This window comes from Bradyrhizobium sp. HKCCYLRH1034 (assembly GCF_051168375.1).
Classification (GTDB): Bacteria; Pseudomonadota; Alphaproteobacteria; order Rhizobiales; family Xanthobacteraceae; genus Bradyrhizobium.
Map to the genome: position 1 here is coordinate 104,407 of NZ_JBNPUW010000015.1, position 17,697 is coordinate 122,103.

The following is a 17,697-nucleotide window of genomic DNA, read 5'->3' on the forward strand; positions in this document are numbered from 1 at the left end:
CGTGATGGCAGCGGATGAAGGGATGACGGCGGATGCGGCGGCACAACGGGCGGAGCTCGCGAAGACGCTGCCGCGCTTCGACCAGACTTTTCCGGAGCTGACGCCCCAGGAGATCGCGCGCCTGCGCGGCTTCGGCGAGATCCAGACCTATCGTGACGGCGAGCTGCTGTTCGAGACCGGCAAGCCCGGCCCCGGCATGTTCGTCATCCTCAAAGGCCATGTCGCGATCACCCAGCGTGACGGCCTCGGTCACGTCACCCCGGTGATCGACCAGGGGCCAGGGCAGTTTCTGGCCGAGATCGCCCAGCTCTCCGGCCGCGTCGCGCTGGTCGATGGCCATGCCGAGGGCGACGTCGAGGTCATCCTGATTCGCCCCGAACGATTGCGCGCGCTGCTGATCGCCGAGGCCGAGCTCGGTGAGCGCATCATGCGGGCGCTGATCCTGCGCCGTGTCAATCTCATTCAGGGCGGCGCCGGCGGCCCGGTCATGATCGGGCCGCCGCAATCGGCCGCGATCGCGCGGCTGCAGAGCTTCCTCACCCGCAACGGCTTTCCGCACCATCTGCTCGATCCCGCCGTCGATCACGACGCCGCCGACCTGATCGCGCGCTATTCGCCGACCCCGGCCGAGCTGCCGCTGGTGGTGGTGTCCGACGGCAGCGTGCTGCGCAATCCCAGCGAGACCGAGCTGGCGCGTGCCGTGGGGATGATCGGCGGTCCGCGCGGCGAGAAGGTCTACGATGTCGCGGTCGTCGGCTGCGGGCCGGCGGGCCTTGCCACGGCGGTGTATGGCGCCTCCGAAGGTCTTTCCGTCGCGGTGCTGGACTCGCGTGCGTTCGGCGGCCAGGCCGGCGCCAGCGCGCGCATCGAGAACTATTTCGGCTTCCCGACCGGCATCACCGGCCTCGCGCTGACCGCGCGCGCCTTCAACCAGGCGCAGAAGTTCGGCGCCGAGATCATGATCCCGGTGTCGGTCAATGCGCTCGACTGCGAGCGCAAGGCCGGCGCCTTCGTGCTGGCGCTCGAGGGCGGCGACGAGGTGCGGGCGCGCTCGGTGGTGGTCGCCAGCGGCGCGCGCTATCGCCGGCCTGATCTTGCCCGGCTCAAGGAGTTCGAGGGGCGCGGCGTGTGGTACTGGGCCTCGCCGATCGAGGCGCGGCTGTGCGCGGGGCAGGAGGTCGCCCTCGTCGGCGGCGGCAATTCCGCGGGGCAGGCCGCGGTGTTTCTGTCGGGGCACGTCAAGAAGGTGCGGATGATCATCCGTGGCGGCGGGTTGGCCGCGTCGATGTCGCGCTATCTCATCGAGCGCATCGAGGCGACGCCGAACATCGAGCTGTTGTTCAACACCGAGGTCGTCGCGCTCGATGGCGGCGCCGACACCGGCCTCGAACGCATCACCTTGAAGAGCCGGCTGTCCGGCGAAGAGACGCCGGCCGACATCAGCAATCTGTTTCTGTTCGTCGGCGCCGATCCCGCCACCGGCTGGCTCGACGGCTGCGGCATCACGCTCGATCGCGCCGGCTTCGTCGTCACCGGGGCGCAGTCGGAGCAGAATGCCGGGCGGATGGTGTCGCCGCTCGAGACCTCGGTGCCCGGCGTCTATGCGGTCGGCGACGTCCGCTCCGGCTCGGTCAAGCGCGTCGGCGGCGCCATCGGCGAGGGGGCCCAGGTCGTCGCCGCGCTGCACGGGTTTCTGGCCGATGCGCTGGTCCCGCCGGTCTGATTCGCGCCTTTCCGCCGCGGGGGCCGTACCGTCAGGGGATGAATTCCCGGCGGCTGCGACCTGCCGTTGCGAACTCATCAAATCGCCGTAATGTCGGTCCTGTTGCGCCGACCTTAGCCCAATTTCCCGGCCAGCCCCACAGGACCAGCATGGATCGCATTCGCATCGTCGGCGGCACCCCGCTTCGCGGCACCATCCCGATTTCGGGCGCGAAGAACGCCGCCCTGCCGCTGATGATCGCGGGTCTTTTGACGCCGGAGACGCTGATCCTGGACAACGTCCCCCGGCTGGCCGACGTCGCGCAACTGCAGCGCATTCTCGGCAATCACGGCGTGGACATCATGGCCGTCGGCAAGCGTCCCGGTGACGGCCAGTATCAGGGCCAGACGCTGCAGATCTCGGCGGCCAACATCATCGACACCACGGCGCCGTATGAGCTGGTGTCGCGGATGCGCGCCAGCTTCTGGGTGATCGCGCCGCTGCTCGCGCGCATGCACGAGGCGCGGGTGTCCCTGCCCGGCGGCTGCGCCATCGGCACCCGTCCGGTCGATCTCCTGATCATGGCGCTGGAGAAGCTCGGCGCCAGCATCGAGATCGATGCCGGCTATGTCGTCGCCAAGGCGCCGGGCGGCCTGCGCGGCGGCACGATCGATTTCCCCAAGGTCACCGTCGGCGGCACCCATGTCGCGGTCATGGCCGCGGCGCTCGCCAAGGGCACGACCGTCATCGCCAACGCCGCCTGCGAGCCGGAGATCACCGATCTCGCCGACTGCCTCAACAAGATGGGCGCGCGCATCACCGGTGCCGGCACGCCACGCATCGAGATCGAGGGCGTGGCGTCTCTGCACGGCGCGCGTCACACCGTGCTGCCCGACCGCATCGAGGCCGGCACCTATGCGATCGCCGCGGCGATGACCGGCGGCGATGTCCGGCTCGCCGGCGCGCGGCCGGAGCTGTTGCAGTCCGCGCTCGACGTGCTGACCGAGGCCGGCGCCGAGATCACGAGCGACGCCGAGGGCATCCGCGTCGCCAGAAACGGCCACGGCATCCGCCCGGTGCAGGTGGCGACCGCGCCGTTCCCCGGCTTTCCGACCGACCTGCAGGCCCAGCTGATGGCGCTGATGGTCTGCGCGCAGGGCGCCTCGGCAATCACCGAGACCATCTTCGAGAACCGATTCATGCATGTGCAGGAACTCGCACGGTTCGGCGCGCGTATCAGTCTCGACGGCGAGACCGCGCGGATCGAGGGCACCTCTCATTTGCGCGGCGCGCCCGTGATGGCGACCGATCTGCGCGCCTCGGTGTCGCTGGTCATTGCCGGGCTTGCTGCGGAAGGCGAAACCATGATCAATCGCGTCTACCATCTCGATCGCGGCTTCGAGCGGCTGGAGGACAAGCTGAAGGCCTGCGGCGCCACGATCGAGCGCATCCGCGAGTGAAGGCGCTGCCAAGAGGATGAGACCGTGACCGACCGGCTCAAACTGATCGCGCTCGATGCCGACGATCTCGCCGTCATCTCCGCCCATGTGCAGGACGCGCGGGTGCAGGCGGCCGACATCATCTGGCGCCAGGCCGAGAAGCGGCTGGTGATCGGCATGAACCGGCTCGACTGGGATCAGGCGCTGCATGGTGAGAGCGAGCCGCGCCGGCTGCTCGCGGCGTTGCGGTTCGACCGGGTGCTGGCCTGCAAGTCGCGTCGCATCGACCTCGCCGCGCCTGACGCCGTGCTGGAGCTGATCGGCATCGAATTCCATGCCGGCGGCGAGCCGCCCGCCGGCAGCGCGTTGCTGCTGTTCTCCCATGGCGGCGCATTGCGGCTCGATGTCGAATGTCTCGAATGCGAGCTGACCGATCTTGGCGAGGACGATCTCGGCACCAGCGATATCGATGGCGGTCCGCCGCTGACCGGGTAGGCGCCGGTTCAAAGGGTTGACGGCCCCGCGCTGCCGCGCCATTGAGCAGGGGGTCGGGGGCAGCCACCCCTTCGGAAAGTGCCAGAGATGCCCATTCGCCTGTCCCGCGCCAGCACCGATTTCGACACTCAGTTTCGGCAGTTTCTCGCCGCCAAGCGCGAGACCTCCGCCGACGTCGAAGCCGCCGCCCGCGCCATCGTCGACGACGTCGCCCGGCGCGGCGATGCGGCGCTGCTCGAGGCAACGCGCAAGTTCGACCGGCTGGAGCTCGATGCCTCCTCGCTGCGCGTGACGGCCGCCGAGATCGAGGCCGCCTTCAAGGCCTGTGACGCTGCGACCTTGGATGCGCTGAAATTCGCCCGCGACCGCATCGAGGCCTTTCATCTCAAGCAGCTGCCGGCCGACCAGCGCTTCACCGACGAAGCCGGCGTCGAGCTCGGCTGGCGCTGGAGCGCGATCGAATCCGCCGGTCTCTACGTCCCCGGCGGCACCGCGGCCTATCCGTCCTCGGTGCTGATGAATGCCATTCCCGCCAAGGTCGCCGGCGTCGGCCGGCTCGTGATGGTGGTGCCGGCGCCGGACGGCAAGCTCAATCCGCTGGTGCTGGCGGCCGCCCATCTCGGCGGCGTCTCCGAGATCTACCGCGTCGGCGGCGCCCAGGCCGTGGCCGCGCTGGCGCATGGCACCGCGACGATCGCCCCGGTCGCCAAGATCGTCGGCCCGGGCAATGCCTATGTCGCGGCCGCCAAGCGGCTGGTGTTCGGCAAGGTCGGCATCGACATGATCGCCGGCCCCTCCGAGGTGCTGGTGATCGCCGACAACAGCGGCAATGCCGACTGGATCGCCGCCGATCTGCTCGCCCAGGCCGAGCATGACGCCAGCGCGCAATCGATCCTGATCACCGACAGCCGCCGCCTCGCCGATGATGTCGCCCGCGCCGTCGAGGGCCAGCTCAAGACCCTGCCGCGTACCGCGATCGCCGGCGCGTCGTGGGCCGATTTCGGCGCGATCATCGAGGTCGAGCATCTCGACCAGGCCGTGCCGCTGGCGGACGCCATCGCCGCCGAGCATCTGGAGATCATGACGGCCGACCCAGACGCGTTCGCGGCCCGTGTCCGCAATGCCGGCGCCATCTTCCTGGGCGCGCACACGCCGGAAGCGATCGGCGACTATGTCGGCGGCTCCAATCACGTGCTGCCGACCGCGCGCTCGGCGCGGTTCTCCTCAGGTCTCGGCGTGCTCGACTTCATGAAGCGCACGTCGCTGTTGAAATGCGGCCCCGAGCAGTTGCGCGCGCTGGGGCCAGCGGCGATGACACTGGGCAAGGCCGAGGGTCTCGACGCCCATTCACGCTCCGTGGGAATACGCCTCAATCTGCCATGACCCAGCACCCGCCAGGCGACGACCGGACCAATCGCATCGTGGCGGTGACGCTCGACGAGGAGTCGATCGGCCGCTCCGGTCCGGACATCGAGCATGAGCGGGCGATCGCGATCTACGACCTCGTCGAGGAGAACCTGTTCGCGCCCGAGGGCGCCGACGGCGCCGGTCCCTTCACCCTGCATCTCGGTATCACCGCCAACCGGCTGATGTTCGACATCCGCAAGGAGGACGGCACGCCGGTGGTGACGCATCTGTTGTCGCTGTCGCCGTTCCGGCGGATCGTGAAGGACTACTTCATGATCTGCGACAGCTACTACCAGGCGATCCGCACCGCGACCCCCGACAAGATCGAGGCCATCGACATGGGCCGGCGCGGCATCCACGACGAGGGCTCGCGCACCTTGCAGGAGCGGCTGAAGGGCAAGGTGCGGGTCGATTTCGAGACCTCGCGCCGGCTGTTCACTTTGATCACGGTGCTGCACTGGAAGGGCGAGGGCCAGTGATGCCGCGGGCCGCCACGCGCGCGTCCCAGCTTTCGGCCAAGGGCGCCTAGGCGCATGGCCGAGGGGCCGCCGCGCGCGCGCCAGCCGCAGGCGGTGCTGTTCGCCTGCGGCCAGAACAGCGTGCGCTCGCCGATGGCCGAGAGCCTGCTGCGCCAGATGTATCCGCAGGCGCTCTATGTCCGCTCCGCCGGCGTCAAGAAGGGTGAGCTCGACCCGTTCGCGGTGTCGGTGATGGCCGAGCTCGGCCAGGACATCTCGCAGCACAAGCCGACCACCTTCGAGGAGCTCGAGGATTGGGAGGGGCTGAATTTCGACCTCATCGTCACCCTCTCGCCCGAGGCCCATCACAAGGCTCTGGAGCTGACCCGCACCATCGCCGCCGACGTCGAATACTGGCCGACGCCCGACCCGACCGGCACCGACGGCAATCGCGAGCAGAAGCTCGCGGCCTATCGCGAGGTCTGCGACGGGCTGTTCACGCGGATCCGCAAGCGTTTCGGCAAGCCCGGTCCGGCGGGCTTGTAGGTTCCCGGCTCCCCCGCAGGTGTCATCGAACCGAAATACCAACGTCGTCCCCCGCTCAAATTCGCGCCGTAGAGCAGGCCCGTCGCAGCCTTGTCGCAGCCTTCGGGTTGTGGAATGACAGCCCTTCCGATAGGTTCCGCGCGCACGCCCCGCCGCTTCCGAATCCCCCAGCGAAATCAGCATGCTCGGCCGTCCCAAAATCGTTCTTGCATCCGGCTCGCCGCGGCGTCTGGCGCTGCTCAACCAGGCCGGCATCGAGCCCGACGCGCTGCGCCCCGCCGACGTCGACGAGACGCCAAAGCGTGGCGAGCTGCCGCGCGCCTGCGCCAATCGGCTGGCCCGCGCCAAGGCCGATGCCGCGCTGAAATCGGTCCAGCTCGACGACGAGCTGCGCGGCGCCTTCATCATCTCCGCCGACACCGTCGTCGCCGTCGGCCGCCGCATCCTGCCGAAGGCCAATCTGGTCGACGAGGCCTCGCAGTGCCTGCGCCTCCTGTCCGGCCGCAACCATCGCGTCTACACCGCGATCACCCTGGTGACGCCGAAGGAGGCGTTCCGCCAGCGCCTGGTCGAGACCCGCGTCCGTTTCAAGCGGCTCAGCGAGGACGACATCCAGGCCTATATCGGCTCCGGCGAATGGCGGGGTAAGGCCGGCGGCTATGCCGTGCAGGGCATCGCCGGCTCGTTCGTGGTCAAGATGGTCGGCTCCTACACCAACGTCGTCGGCCTGCCGCTCTACGAGACCACGACCCTGCTCGCCGGCGAAGGTTTTCCGATCCGCTTCGGCTGGCTCAACACCGTCGGCGTCTGACGCCATCCTTGAGGAGGTGCATCGCGCGTCGCGGGCGCCTAGATAGCGGCCATGTCCCAAGAATCGACCCGTTCGACCAGTTCCCCATCCGCCGCCTCCGCCAAGCCCGCCGGCCGCTGTCCGATCTGCCGCCGGCCCGCAGCCGAGGCCGTCCGCCCATTCTGCTCGCCGCGCTGCCGCGACGTCGACCTGCATCGCTGGCTCAGCGGCTCCTACGTCATCCCGGCCACCGAGGGCGACGAGGACGACGTCGAATAGGGCCGTGTTTTCATGGCTTTGCCCCAGCGCAGCCGGCCGTCCGGCGGCGGTCCCGGGGCCTTCCGCGCAACTGCGAAAGGAATGTGAAAACTTCGCCTCAGGGCGGTAGACAGCGCCGCCCGCTCTGACTATAACCCGCCGGCTCGCCGGGCTTTTTTGCCCTTCACGAGACCTGCCCAGGTAGCTCAGTTGGTAGAGCATGCGACTGAAAATCGCAGTGTCGGTGGTTCGATTCCGCCCCTGGGCACCACGCTTCGCCCGTTGGGCTTCGCGTGGCGCAGCCGCGCTGTAGCCCAACGGGCGAAGCGTGCCCGGCGAAGCCTCTTGGCGAAGCCGGGCGTTTGAGCCCCCAAGTCTCGCTTGAGACCCGCTCTCTGATCTCCGATCAACCTTGTCAAACAGCCTGCCGCTCGTCGCCGTAGCTCGCGCCCATGCGCTCGCAACCTCGCGGCTGGATTGGCCCGAGCTCCGCTGCATGTGAGCGTCCTCATCAATTGAGAGGGCGCAGGGAAGGCCGAGTGCCGACTGGCACCCATGGCCCCCGTGCGAAAGAAGTGCACGGGGCAGGAACCACAGGCTCAGCCGGAAACAACCCGGCCTTCCCTGCGCGATGGTTTGAACGGCTGCTCCGCGCTCTCCCAGGGGACCGGGCTTGCTTGCCCCCGTCATCGGGATGTCGCCGACCAAGACACCAGCATCGGGGTGTCGGGACCACACGGCTTGACCGTCCACGGAACGACGTTCGTCCGCACCCCAAAGGAGATGCTGCGTCGCCCCGCGGCCACCGCTCCCCGCCGCAACGTCTCGTGACGATCGCGATGCGCCCCTCTCAGTGCGGGCGGGATGGCGGGAAATGTGCAGGTGATTTGCCCGACGACCCAAGGGGAATCAGCACGACGGGCAGTTTGTACAGGGCTGGGATACGCTGGCCGACATACGAGTTGGCAGAAACAGCGCGAGCAGCTCAGAGACATCGCCATTGCTTGACGTATGTATCATTAAATGATACATACGTTGGCACATGATCAGAAGCTTCCGCGACAAGATCACCGAGGCTGTCTTCGACGGCGAGAACCCGAAGGGCTTTCCGTCGGATCTGTCAAAAGTGGCCCGCCGGAAGCTGCGTTACCTCAACGCTGCAGCCGATCTCCGCGACTTGCGATCGCCTCCGGGCAATCGGCTGGAGGCGCTGACGGGGGATCGTCAGGGGCAGCATTCGATTCGCATCAATGATCAATTTCGGGTGTGCTTCGTTTGGACGGCGGAAGGTCCGGCGGACGTCGAGGTCGTGGACTATCACTAAGAGGCACTGCAATGACCAAGAAGCTGAAACCCATGCATCCCGGTGAGGTTCTGCGGGAGGAGTTCCTCGATCCTCTCGGGATCTCCGCGGGCGCTCTCGCCAAGGTGTGTGGCCTGCCGCGGACACGAATCGAGCGGATCGCGAGCGAGCAGAACGGCATCACCGCCGACACCGCGCTTCGGCTCGCCAAGGCGCTCGACACGACGCCCGAGCTTTGGCTCAACCTGCAGACGGACTATGACGTCCAGATCGCGAAGCGCGACCTCGGCAAGACTCTCGACCGGATCGAGACGGTGAACAAGCCGCGAGCGGCGTGACCGGGCCACGGCCGCCGAGCGGTCGCGCACTGCGGCCCGGAGTTTCATGCAGCGTCACCGTAATGCGCAGCTTGAAACTCGCGAGAGCGCGGGTGCTATCAAAACGAAAATCAAAGACGCAATCTCACCCGAGCATCACGACACGCGAACTGACGAAGATGATTGAGGGAGTTTCGACCGTCACGATGTCAGCAATCAGGTCCAAGTTCAGGGCGGACCTCAAACGACCAAGAGAACGAGGCGTGCCGGTGTGCATGTAACGTCGAATTCGTTACCAAGTGTGCACTCCGGAATCACGGTGATTTCCTGAATGCCCTTCTTTTTTGTTGCATGCACGGCCACACTTTGGACACGGCTCTCCGCACCTTATCTCAGGAAACTCCTTCTTGGTTTGTTTCTTTGCAGTGGAGGCCTTCTTGGTAGCGGAGGTCTTCTTTGTAGCGAGGCCGCGTTTGACGCTCCTTTTGGTTGAATTCTTCATTTCAAATACTCTTCATTATTATCGTTGCAACTTTAAGTTCAATTTTGCATTCGCGTATTGATGTAGGTCAATATTTGTCGGGGCAGGGCTAGACGTCGATGTGATCTTTCTCACAGCCCGCCACGCGATGGCGCGTCAATGTCGTCCCATGTGGTCCTGGCACGCCGAACACGCGAGGTGATGACATGCGCTGGAGTGACTCAGCCAAGGGATTTGCGGTCGTTCTGGTGGTGACCGTCGCGGGGTACGTGTCCACGACCTATGTCGACCACCGGTTTGCCGCGCTTGACGCATCCGCGGATGCGACAACGAACCCGCCTCCGACATCCTCCGCTTGCGTCGGCGAAGATGGGCGCTGGCACAATTGGCCGTGGGCGAACGTGCCGATGCTCTCGCCGGCGTGTCGGCAGAATCGATAGCACGTGGCGGATGAGCGGAGCGTCATCCGCTATGCGGGATCATCGATGTCGGCCTGGACCGTCGGCCGCAAGCTCGATGAGCAACCCCTCGCCGATCAAGCTGGTTCACGGCAGGAACGAGCTTCCGCCAGGAATGAGCGCCGACGACTGTTGGCAAGCAGCGTAAGCTGGCGGATGACGCTTCGCTCATCCGCCCTACGAACTACGAACGGTCGGACTCTTTCTGACTCAAAGTCTCAGGCATCCCACGGCCGACCGCGAATCCGCCTTTGACTCCAGGTTGTCGAAGTGATCATCTTCTCCATTGACGGGAGAGGCAGGCTCCAGCCAATCACACGCACCCAGGGAGGCGATGATGAACGGCAACAACAACAAGCTCGTGGCGGAGGCGATCGGGACGTTCTGGCTGACGTTCGGCGGTTGCGGCAGTGCGGTGATCGCGGCCGGCGTGCCGGATGTCGGGATCGGCATGCTCGGCGTGGCGCTGGCGTTCGGGCTCACCGTGGTGACCATGGCCTATGCGATCGGGCACATCTCGGGCTGCCATCTCAACCCGGCCGTGACGGTGGGGCTGGCGTGCGGCGGGCGGTTCCCGACCAGCTTGATCGTGCCCTACATCATCGCGCAGGTGGTCGGCGCCATCGTTGGCGCGGCCGTGCTGTATGCGATCGCCAGCGGGGCGCCGGACTTCAGCACGGCGAGCGGCTTTGCCGCCAATGGCTATGCGGAGCATTCGCCCGGCAGATATGGGCTCGGGGCCTGCCTGCTCAGCGAGGTCGTGCTGACGATGATGTTCCTGTTCGTGATCATGGGCGCGACCCATGGCAAGGCGCCGGTGGGATTTGCGCCGCTGGCGATCGGGCTGGCGCTGACGCTCATTCACCTCATCAGCATCCACGTCACCAACACCTCGGTGAACCCGGCGCGCAGCACCGGGCCGGCGCTGTTCGTCGGCGGCTGGGCGCTGGCGCAGCTCTGGCTGTTCTGGGTGGCGCCGCTGCTCGGCGGCGCGGCCGGCGGCTTCATCTATCGCTGGCTGAGCCCGGAGCCGGCCGGCGAGGTGACCGGCGAGCGGACGGGGCAGGGCGCGGTCGCGAAAAGCGCCTAGGAGATCTCCCCACGCAGTTGGATCGGGCCGCGTCACGGCGTGGCCCGTTGCCGCGGTCGCGCCGCTCTTGATCGCCGCCGGCTCTGTTGGACAATGCGCGCCTTGTCAGCGTGCACGATTTTGCAGGTGTCGTGATGAGCCGGAGGAACAACGAGCCGCTGTCCGATCGGGTGGCGAGGGCGGCCGAGGCGCTGCTGGCCGAGGAGCATCATGTCAGCGTCGTCGACGTGTTCTGCGACCTCGGCTGGCTCGATGCGTCGATGCTGGAGCAGTGGCGGCGCGGGCAGGTTGGGTCGCTGGAGGAGGTCACACGCTCCGGACTCCCGCGCATCAGGGAGGCGATGACGCATGTTCGTGCCTGGGCGCTCGCCAAGGGGCTGAGCCCGAGCGAGACCGCCTATGTCGCACAGACGCCAAGCCGGCAGCCGCTGCGGTTCAGCCGCAGCAATGATCCGGGACTCGAGGCGCTGTTTCGGACGCATTGGGTCTCCTCTCAGCTCTCCGAGAAGAAGTACGCGCGTGTTGCGGCGAAGGCTAGCCGGGCGCCCGGAGCTGGTGGCGATCGCGCCGGCGCGGGACGGCTGGAGCTGTCATCGCTGCGGCGGGACCGGCGATGTCCTCATGATGGAGGATGGCGGTCCGGCGTGTCTCTCATGCGTCGGTCTCGGCGATCTCGTGTTTCTGCCCGCCGGCAACGCGCTGCTGTCGCGGCGGGCCAAGGCGAAGAGCAAACGCCATGCGGTGGTGGTGCGCTTCAGCCGGACGCGCGGGCGCTATGAGCGGCAGGGGCTGCTGGTGGAGCCGCAGGTGCTGGCTGAACCCGGTGAAGCCATCGCCTGAGCGATCCTGTCCGGAGACGGGTTGCGCTCACACCTTCATGTCGATCACGGTGCGGCTCATCTCGTCGCTCGCCTTCAGCACTTTCGCGTTCGCGGCGAAGCTGTATTTGGCGACGAGCTGACTGATCATCTCCTGCGCGAGATCGACATTGGGCGCGGCGACGAGGCCATCCTTGTTGGCGAACGGCGCGGTGGGATCGTAGCTCGCGGACGTACCCGAGCTCGAACGCGCGATGGTCGTCTGCGTGCCGCCGCCGGCGACGTCGCTCTGCACCAGCTCGAGCGGGTCGTAGGCCTTCGGCGCGCCGGCCGGCAGCGTGCCGTCGGCATTGGGCAGCGCGCCCGTGCTCCTGGCATTGGCGACGTTCGAGGCGGACACCTCGAGCCGGCGCGAGGCGGCTTGCATGCCGGAGACTGCGATGGTGGCGGTGGGACTCATGGCGGCGCTTGCTGATGATGTGATGCGCCAGCTAAGCCCGCGGCGCACCAAGCAAGTGTCAAGACCGCCGATGAGACTCGAGCGTCCGGCTCAAGGTTTTGTTCACCATCACGAACTCAACGCGGCCGGCTCGGATCGTCGCGCAGCAGCGCCAAGGCGCTGGGCACATCCCCGGCTGCCGAGACGAGCACATATTCGCCGCGTGCCGCGTGGACGCCGCCGGTGACCACGACCGCCCGCTTCGGACAGAGGCCGAAGCAGCTCGTCGCGATGACGCGGGCGGGCTTCTCGCCTGCGCGGTTGCCGGGGCTGTCGTGGGATTCCAGCGCGTGCTTGAGGGCCTTCTTCAAGGCCTTGTTCAATGCTTTGGGGTCATCGCTGCGCTTCAGGCAATTGCGGCAGACGAACATCGGAGCGGCGCGGTGGGGGCGGACGAGAGAGGGGAGGGCCAAGCCTGCGAGCTAAGCGGCCGGCCGAGCCGCCGCATCCCTCGGGGATGCGCAGCCGTCGTGCGCCGAGCGAGGATCCGCGACGCTGGGCGCAACCTGCCGAGATTGGGCTATTGCCCACGATCAGAGCATATGATCTGGTCTGGATGACCCTGCCGCGTTCCTCCTGGGGATGGTGGCGCGCCTCGGTTCCCGGCGCCGTGAGCGCCATGGCATAGTGCAGGCCGATCAGCGTCGGGCCGCGCTCGGCCGGGAAGACATGTTCTGAAAGGGAGGCCGGCTCGGCGTCATGGCGGGCGACAGCGACAAATCACGGCTCGACGATGCCGCTCGCGCCGGCTGGCTGTACTTCATCGCCGGCCATACCCAGGACGAGATCGCCCGGATGCTGCAGGTGTCGCGCGCCTCGGCGCAGCGGCTGGTGTCGCTGTGCCTCGCCGAGCGGCTGATCACGTTCCGGCTCGAGCATCCGATCGCCTCGTGCATGGCGCTGGCCGCGCAGCTCAAGGAGCGCTTCGCGCTTGTGCACTGCGAGGTGGTCCCGACCGATCCGGCCGCGCCGGCCGGCGCGGCGGGGATCGCCGAACGCTGCGCCAACCTGCTGGAGACGACGCTGCGCGCCGAGACGCCGGTCATCATCGCGCTCGGCACGGGCCGGGCGGTGCGCGCCGCGGTCGAGCGCGTCTCGCCGGTCGACCGGCCCGAGCACCAGATCGTCTCGCTGGTCGGCAACATCCTGGCCGACGGCTCCGCCAGCTTCTTCGACACCGTCGGCCGGCTCGCCGACCGCACCGGCGCGCGGCATTATCCGATGCCGCTGCCGTTCCTGATGGGCACCGAGGACGAGCGCGACCGCATGGTCCGGCTCGATGCCATCGCCAAGGTCAAGGCGGTCGCCGACAAGGCCGACCTCAAGCTGGTCGGCATCGGCCAGATGGACCAGAAGGCGCAGATGCATGTCGACGGCTTCGTCACCCGCGACGAGCTCACCGAGATGATGCGGCTCGGGGCCATCGGCGAGATCACCGGGTGGGCCTATGACGCCAACGGCAGGGTGATCGCCGGCGGCACCAACCGCAGGCTCACCAGCATTCCGCCCGAGGTGCCGGCCCGCGCGATGACGATCGCGGCGGCGCTGGGACCGGCGAAGATCCCGGCCATCCGCGCCGCGCTGACCGGGCGGCTCATCAACGGCCTGATCACCGACGAGGCCACGGCGCGCGCCATCCTGGCGTGAATGCCCGCGGCGCTGCTGCGCATTGTTCTATCAAAGGTCGGATCCCCGTCGCGCCGCACAACCTGTGGGCGCCGGCGCATGCTTGACAAAGCCCGATCAGTGTTGTGAACATCAGCTCAGCCCGTGAGCATATATTCAATAACCGCGGGAATGGGAGGAGACCGTGAAGACCATCTTCACTCGGACGAGCACGCTTGCCGCCCTGCTGGGCGCCGCCACGCTGCTGACACATGCGCCCGCACTGGCGGAGACGAGTCTGACGATCGCCACCGTCAACAACGGTGACATGATCCGGATGCAGGGCCTTACCAGCGAGTTCACCAAGGCCAACCCCGACATCTCCGTGAAATGGGTGACGCTGGAAGAGAACGTGCTGCGCCAGCGCGTGACGACGGACATCGCCACCAAGGGCGGCCAGTTCGACATCCTCACCATCGGCACCTATGAGGTGCCGATCTGGGCCAAGAAGAACTGGCTGGTGCCGCTCGACAAGCTCGGCGCCGACTATGACGCGGGCGACATCCTGCCCAAGATCAAGGACGCCGTGTCGGTCGACGGCAAGCTCTATGCAGCGCCGTTCTACGGCGAGAGCTCGTTCGTGATGTACCGCACCGACCTGTTCGACAAGGCCGGGCTGAAGATGCCGCAAAGCCCGACCTGGGACTTCGTCGTCGACGCCGCCAAGAAGCTCACCGACAAGCAGGCCGGCGTGTACGGCATCTGCCTGCGCGGCAAGGCCGGCTGGGGCGAGAACATGGCGTTCCTGACCGCGATGTCGAATTCGTTCGGCGCGCGCTGGTTCGACGAGAAATGGCAGCCGCAGTTCAACACGCCGGAATGGAAGAAGACGCTGACGACGTATGTCGAGCTGATGAAGGAGGCCGGCCCTCCCGGCGCCAGTTCGAACGGCTTCAACGAGAACCTCGCGCTGTTCAACTCCGGCAAATGCGCGATGTGGATCGACGCGACCGTGGCGGCCTCGTTCGTGACCAACCCGAAGGAGTCGAAGGTCGCCGACAAGGTCGGCTTCGCGCTGGCGCCGAACACCGGCCTCGGCAAGAACGCCAACTGGCTGTGGGCGTGGAGCCTCGCGGTGCCCGCCGGCTCGCAGAAGGTCGAGGCGGCGGAGAAGTTCATCGCCTGGGCGACCAGCAAGGACTATCTGAAGCTCGTCGCGTCGAAGGACGGCTGGGCCAACGTGCCGCCGGGCACGCGCACCTCGCTCTACAAGAACGAGGAGTACCTGAAGGTCGCGCCGTTCGCCAAGCTGACCCTGGCCTCGATCGATGCCGCCGATCCGAACAAGCCGACGGTCAAGCCGGTGCCTTACGTCGGCGTGCAATACGCCGCGATTCCTGAATTCCAGGGCATCGGCACCGCGGTGGGGCAGCAGTTCTCCGCTGCGCTGGCCGGCTCGATGACCGTCGATGCGGCGCTCGCGGCGGCACAGTCCTCCACCGAACGCGAGATGAAGCGCGCCGGCTACATCAAATAGGCGCGCAAAGTTATCAGCTCGACACGAAACTCCTCCCGAGCTGATCACTGGCGGCCATCCCTCCCCACAGGGATGGCCGCATTTTCTCTCCAACGTTGTTCGAGCTCTCGCCCGGACGACGGTGCGCTCCCTCTCCCCGCTTGCGGCAGGGCTATCGCATATGACCGAGGAGCTCCAAAAGGAAGCTGTCGTCCCATCCCGCGCGCTTGATTTTGCGGCGTATCGAGGCCGGGTTTGGGGATGCCTGCAAGATGTTGAGGGCGATCCTGCGCATGATGGCGAGGTTTTCCGGGGCGTTGTCTTTTCGTGCCCGATTGCTGTCTTCGGCGAAGTGCACGTCGAGGACCCAATGAAGCTTGTTCTCGATGCCCCAGTGACCGCGCGTGATCTGCAGCAGCTTTTTCGGCGCCATGTATTTCGACAGAACGTAGTAGCGCACGAGCGGCGCGTCGGCGGGTTGTCCCCGCACGCGTCGGCGCGACGTAACCCGGCCGATGGCTGCGATCCCAGGAAAGTCGTGCAGCGCGGCCAGGCTGGTGTTGCGAATGACCGTGGCACGACGGGTCTCGCTGCGGTCGTGGCCCGAATGCTCGGCTTGCTGGATGCTGCTTCGCTTGCCGGAGCGCGTAAACTGCTGGATGATCGCCTCGTGCAAGGGCGCGCGATTGCCCTTGGCTGCCAAGACATAATCGCCGCCCCGTTCGAGCACCTTGGACGCAAAGGCCCTGGTACAATGCAGGGCATCGGCCGTGACGATGCAGCCCTGGAGATCGAGCAGCGCGAGCACCTCCAGAGCGCCGGCCGTCTCGTTGCGACCGGGTGCCTTCTTCTGCGCCAGCGCCATTCGGGCGTCCACCGCGAAGACGTTGACCAAATGCAGCGGCGTGGCTTTGGAGCCGCGCTCGTAGGCTCCTCGCAAGGCTTTGCCGTCGACCGCCAGCACGCCCGACAGTTCGATCTTGTTGGCCTTGGCAAACGCCGCCATGAACTTGCGGAATGCTCGTTCGAAGGCCATCGGATCCAGCTGCCGAAAGACCCGGCTGAACGTATCGTGGCTCGGGATGCCGTGGTCGAGATCGAGAACGAGCCGCAACAGCTCTTCCTTCGCCTCTCCGAACTCGGCCATGTCGGCGCAAGACTCTGCCCCGCACAACGTGGCGGCCAGAGCGATGAACACCACCTCCAGCAGCGTGTACCTCGCGTTCCCGGCACGCGGGTCCGGCACACGCCCAAAAATCCTCGCCAACTTCCCCATCCGACGACCTCCACGGCAATGGAGTCGTCTTCAGAATCTCTCTTGCGGAACAATGCAATAGAGGCCGAAAAATCATATGCGATTCCCCTGCCGCTTGCGGGGAGAGGGTTGGGGTGAGGGGGACTCTCCACGAATACCGCGCTCGCGGAGAGTCCCCCTCACCCGGATTGCATCTGCCGATGCAATCCGACCTCTCCCCGCGGGCGGGGCGAGGTGCACCGAGCCCGAGGCTTTATTCTCACGGCGGCGTGGTCATTGCGAGGAGCCGAAGGCGACGAAGCAATCCAGAGTCCCCCCGTGATTGTGGATTGCTTCGCTTCGCTCGCAATGACGGCAGTGTTCATCGAGCAAATGGACAGCGGCAATGGCCACCAGACAGACGCAACTCCTCGCCCGCGCGCTGATGTCGCCAGCGATCATCCTGCTGTTCATCTGGATGATCGTGCCGCTGGCGCTGACGATCTATTTCTCGACCCTGCATTACAGCCTGCTCGATCCCGGCTCGGAGAGCTTCGTCGGCTTCGAGAACTTCACCTACTTCCTCACCGATCCCGCCTTCCTCGCCTCGCTGCAGAATACGCTGGTGCTGGTCGGTTCGGTGCTGCTGCTGACCATCGGTCTCGGCATTCCCCTCGCGATCCTGCTCGACCAGCCCGTGATCGGCCGCAATATCATCCGTCTGATGGTGATCGCGCCGTTCTTCGTGATGCCGACGGTCAGCGCGCTGGTCTGGAAGAACCTGCTGATGCACCCGGTGTCCGGCCTGTTCGCCTGGATCGCGACCTCGCTGGGGCTGACGCCGATCGACTGGTTCACCGACGCGCCGCTGCTCGCGGTCATCTTCATCGTCGCCTGGCAGTGGCTGCCGTTCGCGACCCTGATCCTGCTGACCGCGCTACAGTCGCTCGACGAGGAGCAGAAGGAGGCCGCCGAGATGGATGGCGCCGGCGCGCTGTCGCGCTTCATCTATCTGACCGTGCCGCATCTGGCGCGCCCGATCACGGTGGTGATCCTGATCGAGACCATCTTCCTGCTCACGGTGTTCGCCGAGATCTTCGTCACCACCGGCGGCGGGCCGGGGTTGCAGACCACCAACATCGCCTTCCTGGTCTATTCCCAGGCGCTGATCCAGTTCGACGTCGGCACCGCCTCGGCCGGCGGCCTCGTCGCGGTGGTCATCGCCAACATCGTCGCCTTCTTCCTGGTCCGCATCGTCGGCCGCAATCTGGAGGCCTGACC

Annotated in this window: 18 protein-coding genes and 1 tRNA gene; 16 read left to right on the forward strand and 3 right to left on the reverse strand. The window is 66.7% G+C overall.

What is annotated here, in order from left to right:
- Positions 1 to 22: 22 nt before the first annotated feature.
- From ACQR0W_RS28415 to ACQR0W_RS28475, 13 genes are all read left to right on the forward strand, one after another.
- Entirely contained in the window at positions 23 to 1,723 is a 1,701-nt protein-coding gene (locus tag ACQR0W_RS28415) for an FAD-dependent oxidoreductase (RefSeq protein WP_410051255.1), read from the forward strand.
- A gap of 149 nt (positions 1,724 to 1,872) precedes the next feature.
- Entirely contained in the window at positions 1,873 to 3,162 is a 1,290-nt protein-coding gene (gene murA / locus ACQR0W_RS28420) for a UDP-N-acetylglucosamine 1-carboxyvinyltransferase (protein ID WP_316170746.1), read from the forward strand.
- Positions 3,163 to 3,186: 24 nt separating this feature from the next.
- On the forward strand, positions 3,187 to 3,636 hold the full coding sequence (locus tag ACQR0W_RS28425; RefSeq protein ID WP_316170747.1) for a DUF2948 family protein: 450 nt from the start codon (positions 3,187 to 3,189) through the stop codon (positions 3,634 to 3,636).
- 87 nt (positions 3,637 to 3,723) lie between these two features.
- Positions 3,724 to 5,019, forward strand: a complete 1,296-nt coding sequence (gene hisD, locus ACQR0W_RS28430; protein ID WP_316170748.1) for a histidinol dehydrogenase — start codon at positions 3,724 to 3,726, stop codon at positions 5,017 to 5,019.
- Entirely contained in the window at positions 5,016 to 5,522 is a 507-nt protein-coding gene (locus ACQR0W_RS28435; protein WP_315717869.1) for a UPF0262 family protein, read from the forward strand. The genes hisD and ACQR0W_RS28435 overlap by 4 nt, the downstream gene beginning before the upstream one ends.
- 54 nt (positions 5,523 to 5,576) lie before the next feature.
- Complete coding sequence (locus ACQR0W_RS28440) at positions 5,577 to 6,047, forward strand: low molecular weight phosphatase family protein (RefSeq protein WP_316170749.1); 471 nt, start codon at positions 5,577 to 5,579, stop codon at positions 6,045 to 6,047.
- A 181-nt stretch (positions 6,048 to 6,228) separates the two neighbouring features.
- Positions 6,229 to 6,858: a Maf-like protein gene (locus ACQR0W_RS28445; RefSeq protein WP_006613056.1), complete on the forward strand. Its 630-nt coding sequence runs from the start codon at positions 6,229 to 6,231 to the stop codon at positions 6,856 to 6,858.
- Between the two features lie 51 nt (positions 6,859 to 6,909).
- Complete coding sequence (gene yacG, locus ACQR0W_RS28450) at positions 6,910 to 7,116, forward strand: DNA gyrase inhibitor YacG (RefSeq protein WP_315717867.1); 207 nt, start codon at positions 6,910 to 6,912, stop codon at positions 7,114 to 7,116.
- 174 nt (positions 7,117 to 7,290) lie between these two features.
- A tRNA-Phe gene (locus tag ACQR0W_RS28455) sits at positions 7,291 to 7,366 on the forward strand.
- 771 nt (positions 7,367 to 8,137) lie between these two features.
- Positions 8,138 to 8,419, forward strand: a complete 282-nt coding sequence (locus ACQR0W_RS28460; protein WP_315751358.1) for a type II toxin-antitoxin system RelE/ParE family toxin — start codon at positions 8,138 to 8,140, stop codon at positions 8,417 to 8,419.
- A gap of 11 nt (positions 8,420 to 8,430) precedes the next feature.
- On the forward strand, positions 8,431 to 8,736 hold the full coding sequence (locus ACQR0W_RS28465; protein WP_315751360.1) for a HigA family addiction module antitoxin: 306 nt from the start codon (positions 8,431 to 8,433) through the stop codon (positions 8,734 to 8,736).
- A gap of 1,255 nt (positions 8,737 to 9,991) precedes the next feature.
- Entirely contained in the window at positions 9,992 to 10,744 is a 753-nt protein-coding gene (gene aqpZ, locus ACQR0W_RS28470) for an aquaporin Z (RefSeq protein WP_316170751.1), read from the forward strand.
- Positions 10,745 to 11,263: 519 nt separating this feature from the next.
- Positions 11,264 to 11,584, forward strand: a complete 321-nt coding sequence (locus ACQR0W_RS28475) for a hypothetical protein (protein ID WP_316170752.1) — start codon at positions 11,264 to 11,266, stop codon at positions 11,582 to 11,584.
- A gap of 27 nt (positions 11,585 to 11,611) precedes the next feature.
- Here the strand turns inward: ACQR0W_RS28475 and ACQR0W_RS28480 are convergent, their stop codons facing one another.
- Both ACQR0W_RS28480 and ACQR0W_RS28485 read right to left on the reverse strand, forming a co-directional pair.
- Complete coding sequence (locus ACQR0W_RS28480) at positions 11,612 to 12,022, reverse strand: flagellar basal body rod protein FlgC (protein ID WP_316170753.1); 411 nt, start codon at positions 12,020 to 12,022, stop codon at positions 11,612 to 11,614.
- 116 nt (positions 12,023 to 12,138) lie between these two features.
- Positions 12,139 to 12,372: a hypothetical protein gene (locus ACQR0W_RS28485; RefSeq protein WP_316187194.1), complete on the reverse strand. Its 234-nt coding sequence runs from the start codon at positions 12,370 to 12,372 to the stop codon at positions 12,139 to 12,141.
- Positions 12,373 to 12,760: 388 nt separating this feature from the next.
- Between ACQR0W_RS28485 and ACQR0W_RS28490 the strand changes: the two genes are divergently transcribed.
- A complete protein-coding gene (locus tag ACQR0W_RS28490) occupies positions 12,761 to 13,708 on the forward strand; it encodes a sugar-binding transcriptional regulator (protein WP_315716342.1) in 948 nt (315 codons plus the stop codon).
- A 163-nt stretch (positions 13,709 to 13,871) separates the two neighbouring features.
- Positions 13,872 to 15,203: an ABC transporter substrate-binding protein gene (locus ACQR0W_RS28495; protein ID WP_316170755.1), complete on the forward strand. Its 1,332-nt coding sequence runs from the start codon at positions 13,872 to 13,874 to the stop codon at positions 15,201 to 15,203.
- Between the two features lie 151 nt (positions 15,204 to 15,354).
- On the opposite strand, the gene ACQR0W_RS28500 is transcribed toward ACQR0W_RS28495, so the two are convergent.
- Complete coding sequence (locus tag ACQR0W_RS28500; protein WP_316169166.1) at positions 15,355 to 16,458, reverse strand: ISAs1 family transposase; 1,104 nt, start codon at positions 16,456 to 16,458, stop codon at positions 15,355 to 15,357.
- A 364-nt stretch (positions 16,459 to 16,822) separates the two neighbouring features.
- Between ACQR0W_RS28500 and ACQR0W_RS28505 the strand changes: the two genes are divergently transcribed.
- Positions 16,823 to 17,695: a carbohydrate ABC transporter permease gene (locus ACQR0W_RS28505; RefSeq protein ID WP_316170756.1), complete on the forward strand. Its 873-nt coding sequence runs from the start codon at positions 16,823 to 16,825 to the stop codon at positions 17,693 to 17,695.
- Positions 17,696 to 17,697 lie beyond the last annotated feature (2 nt).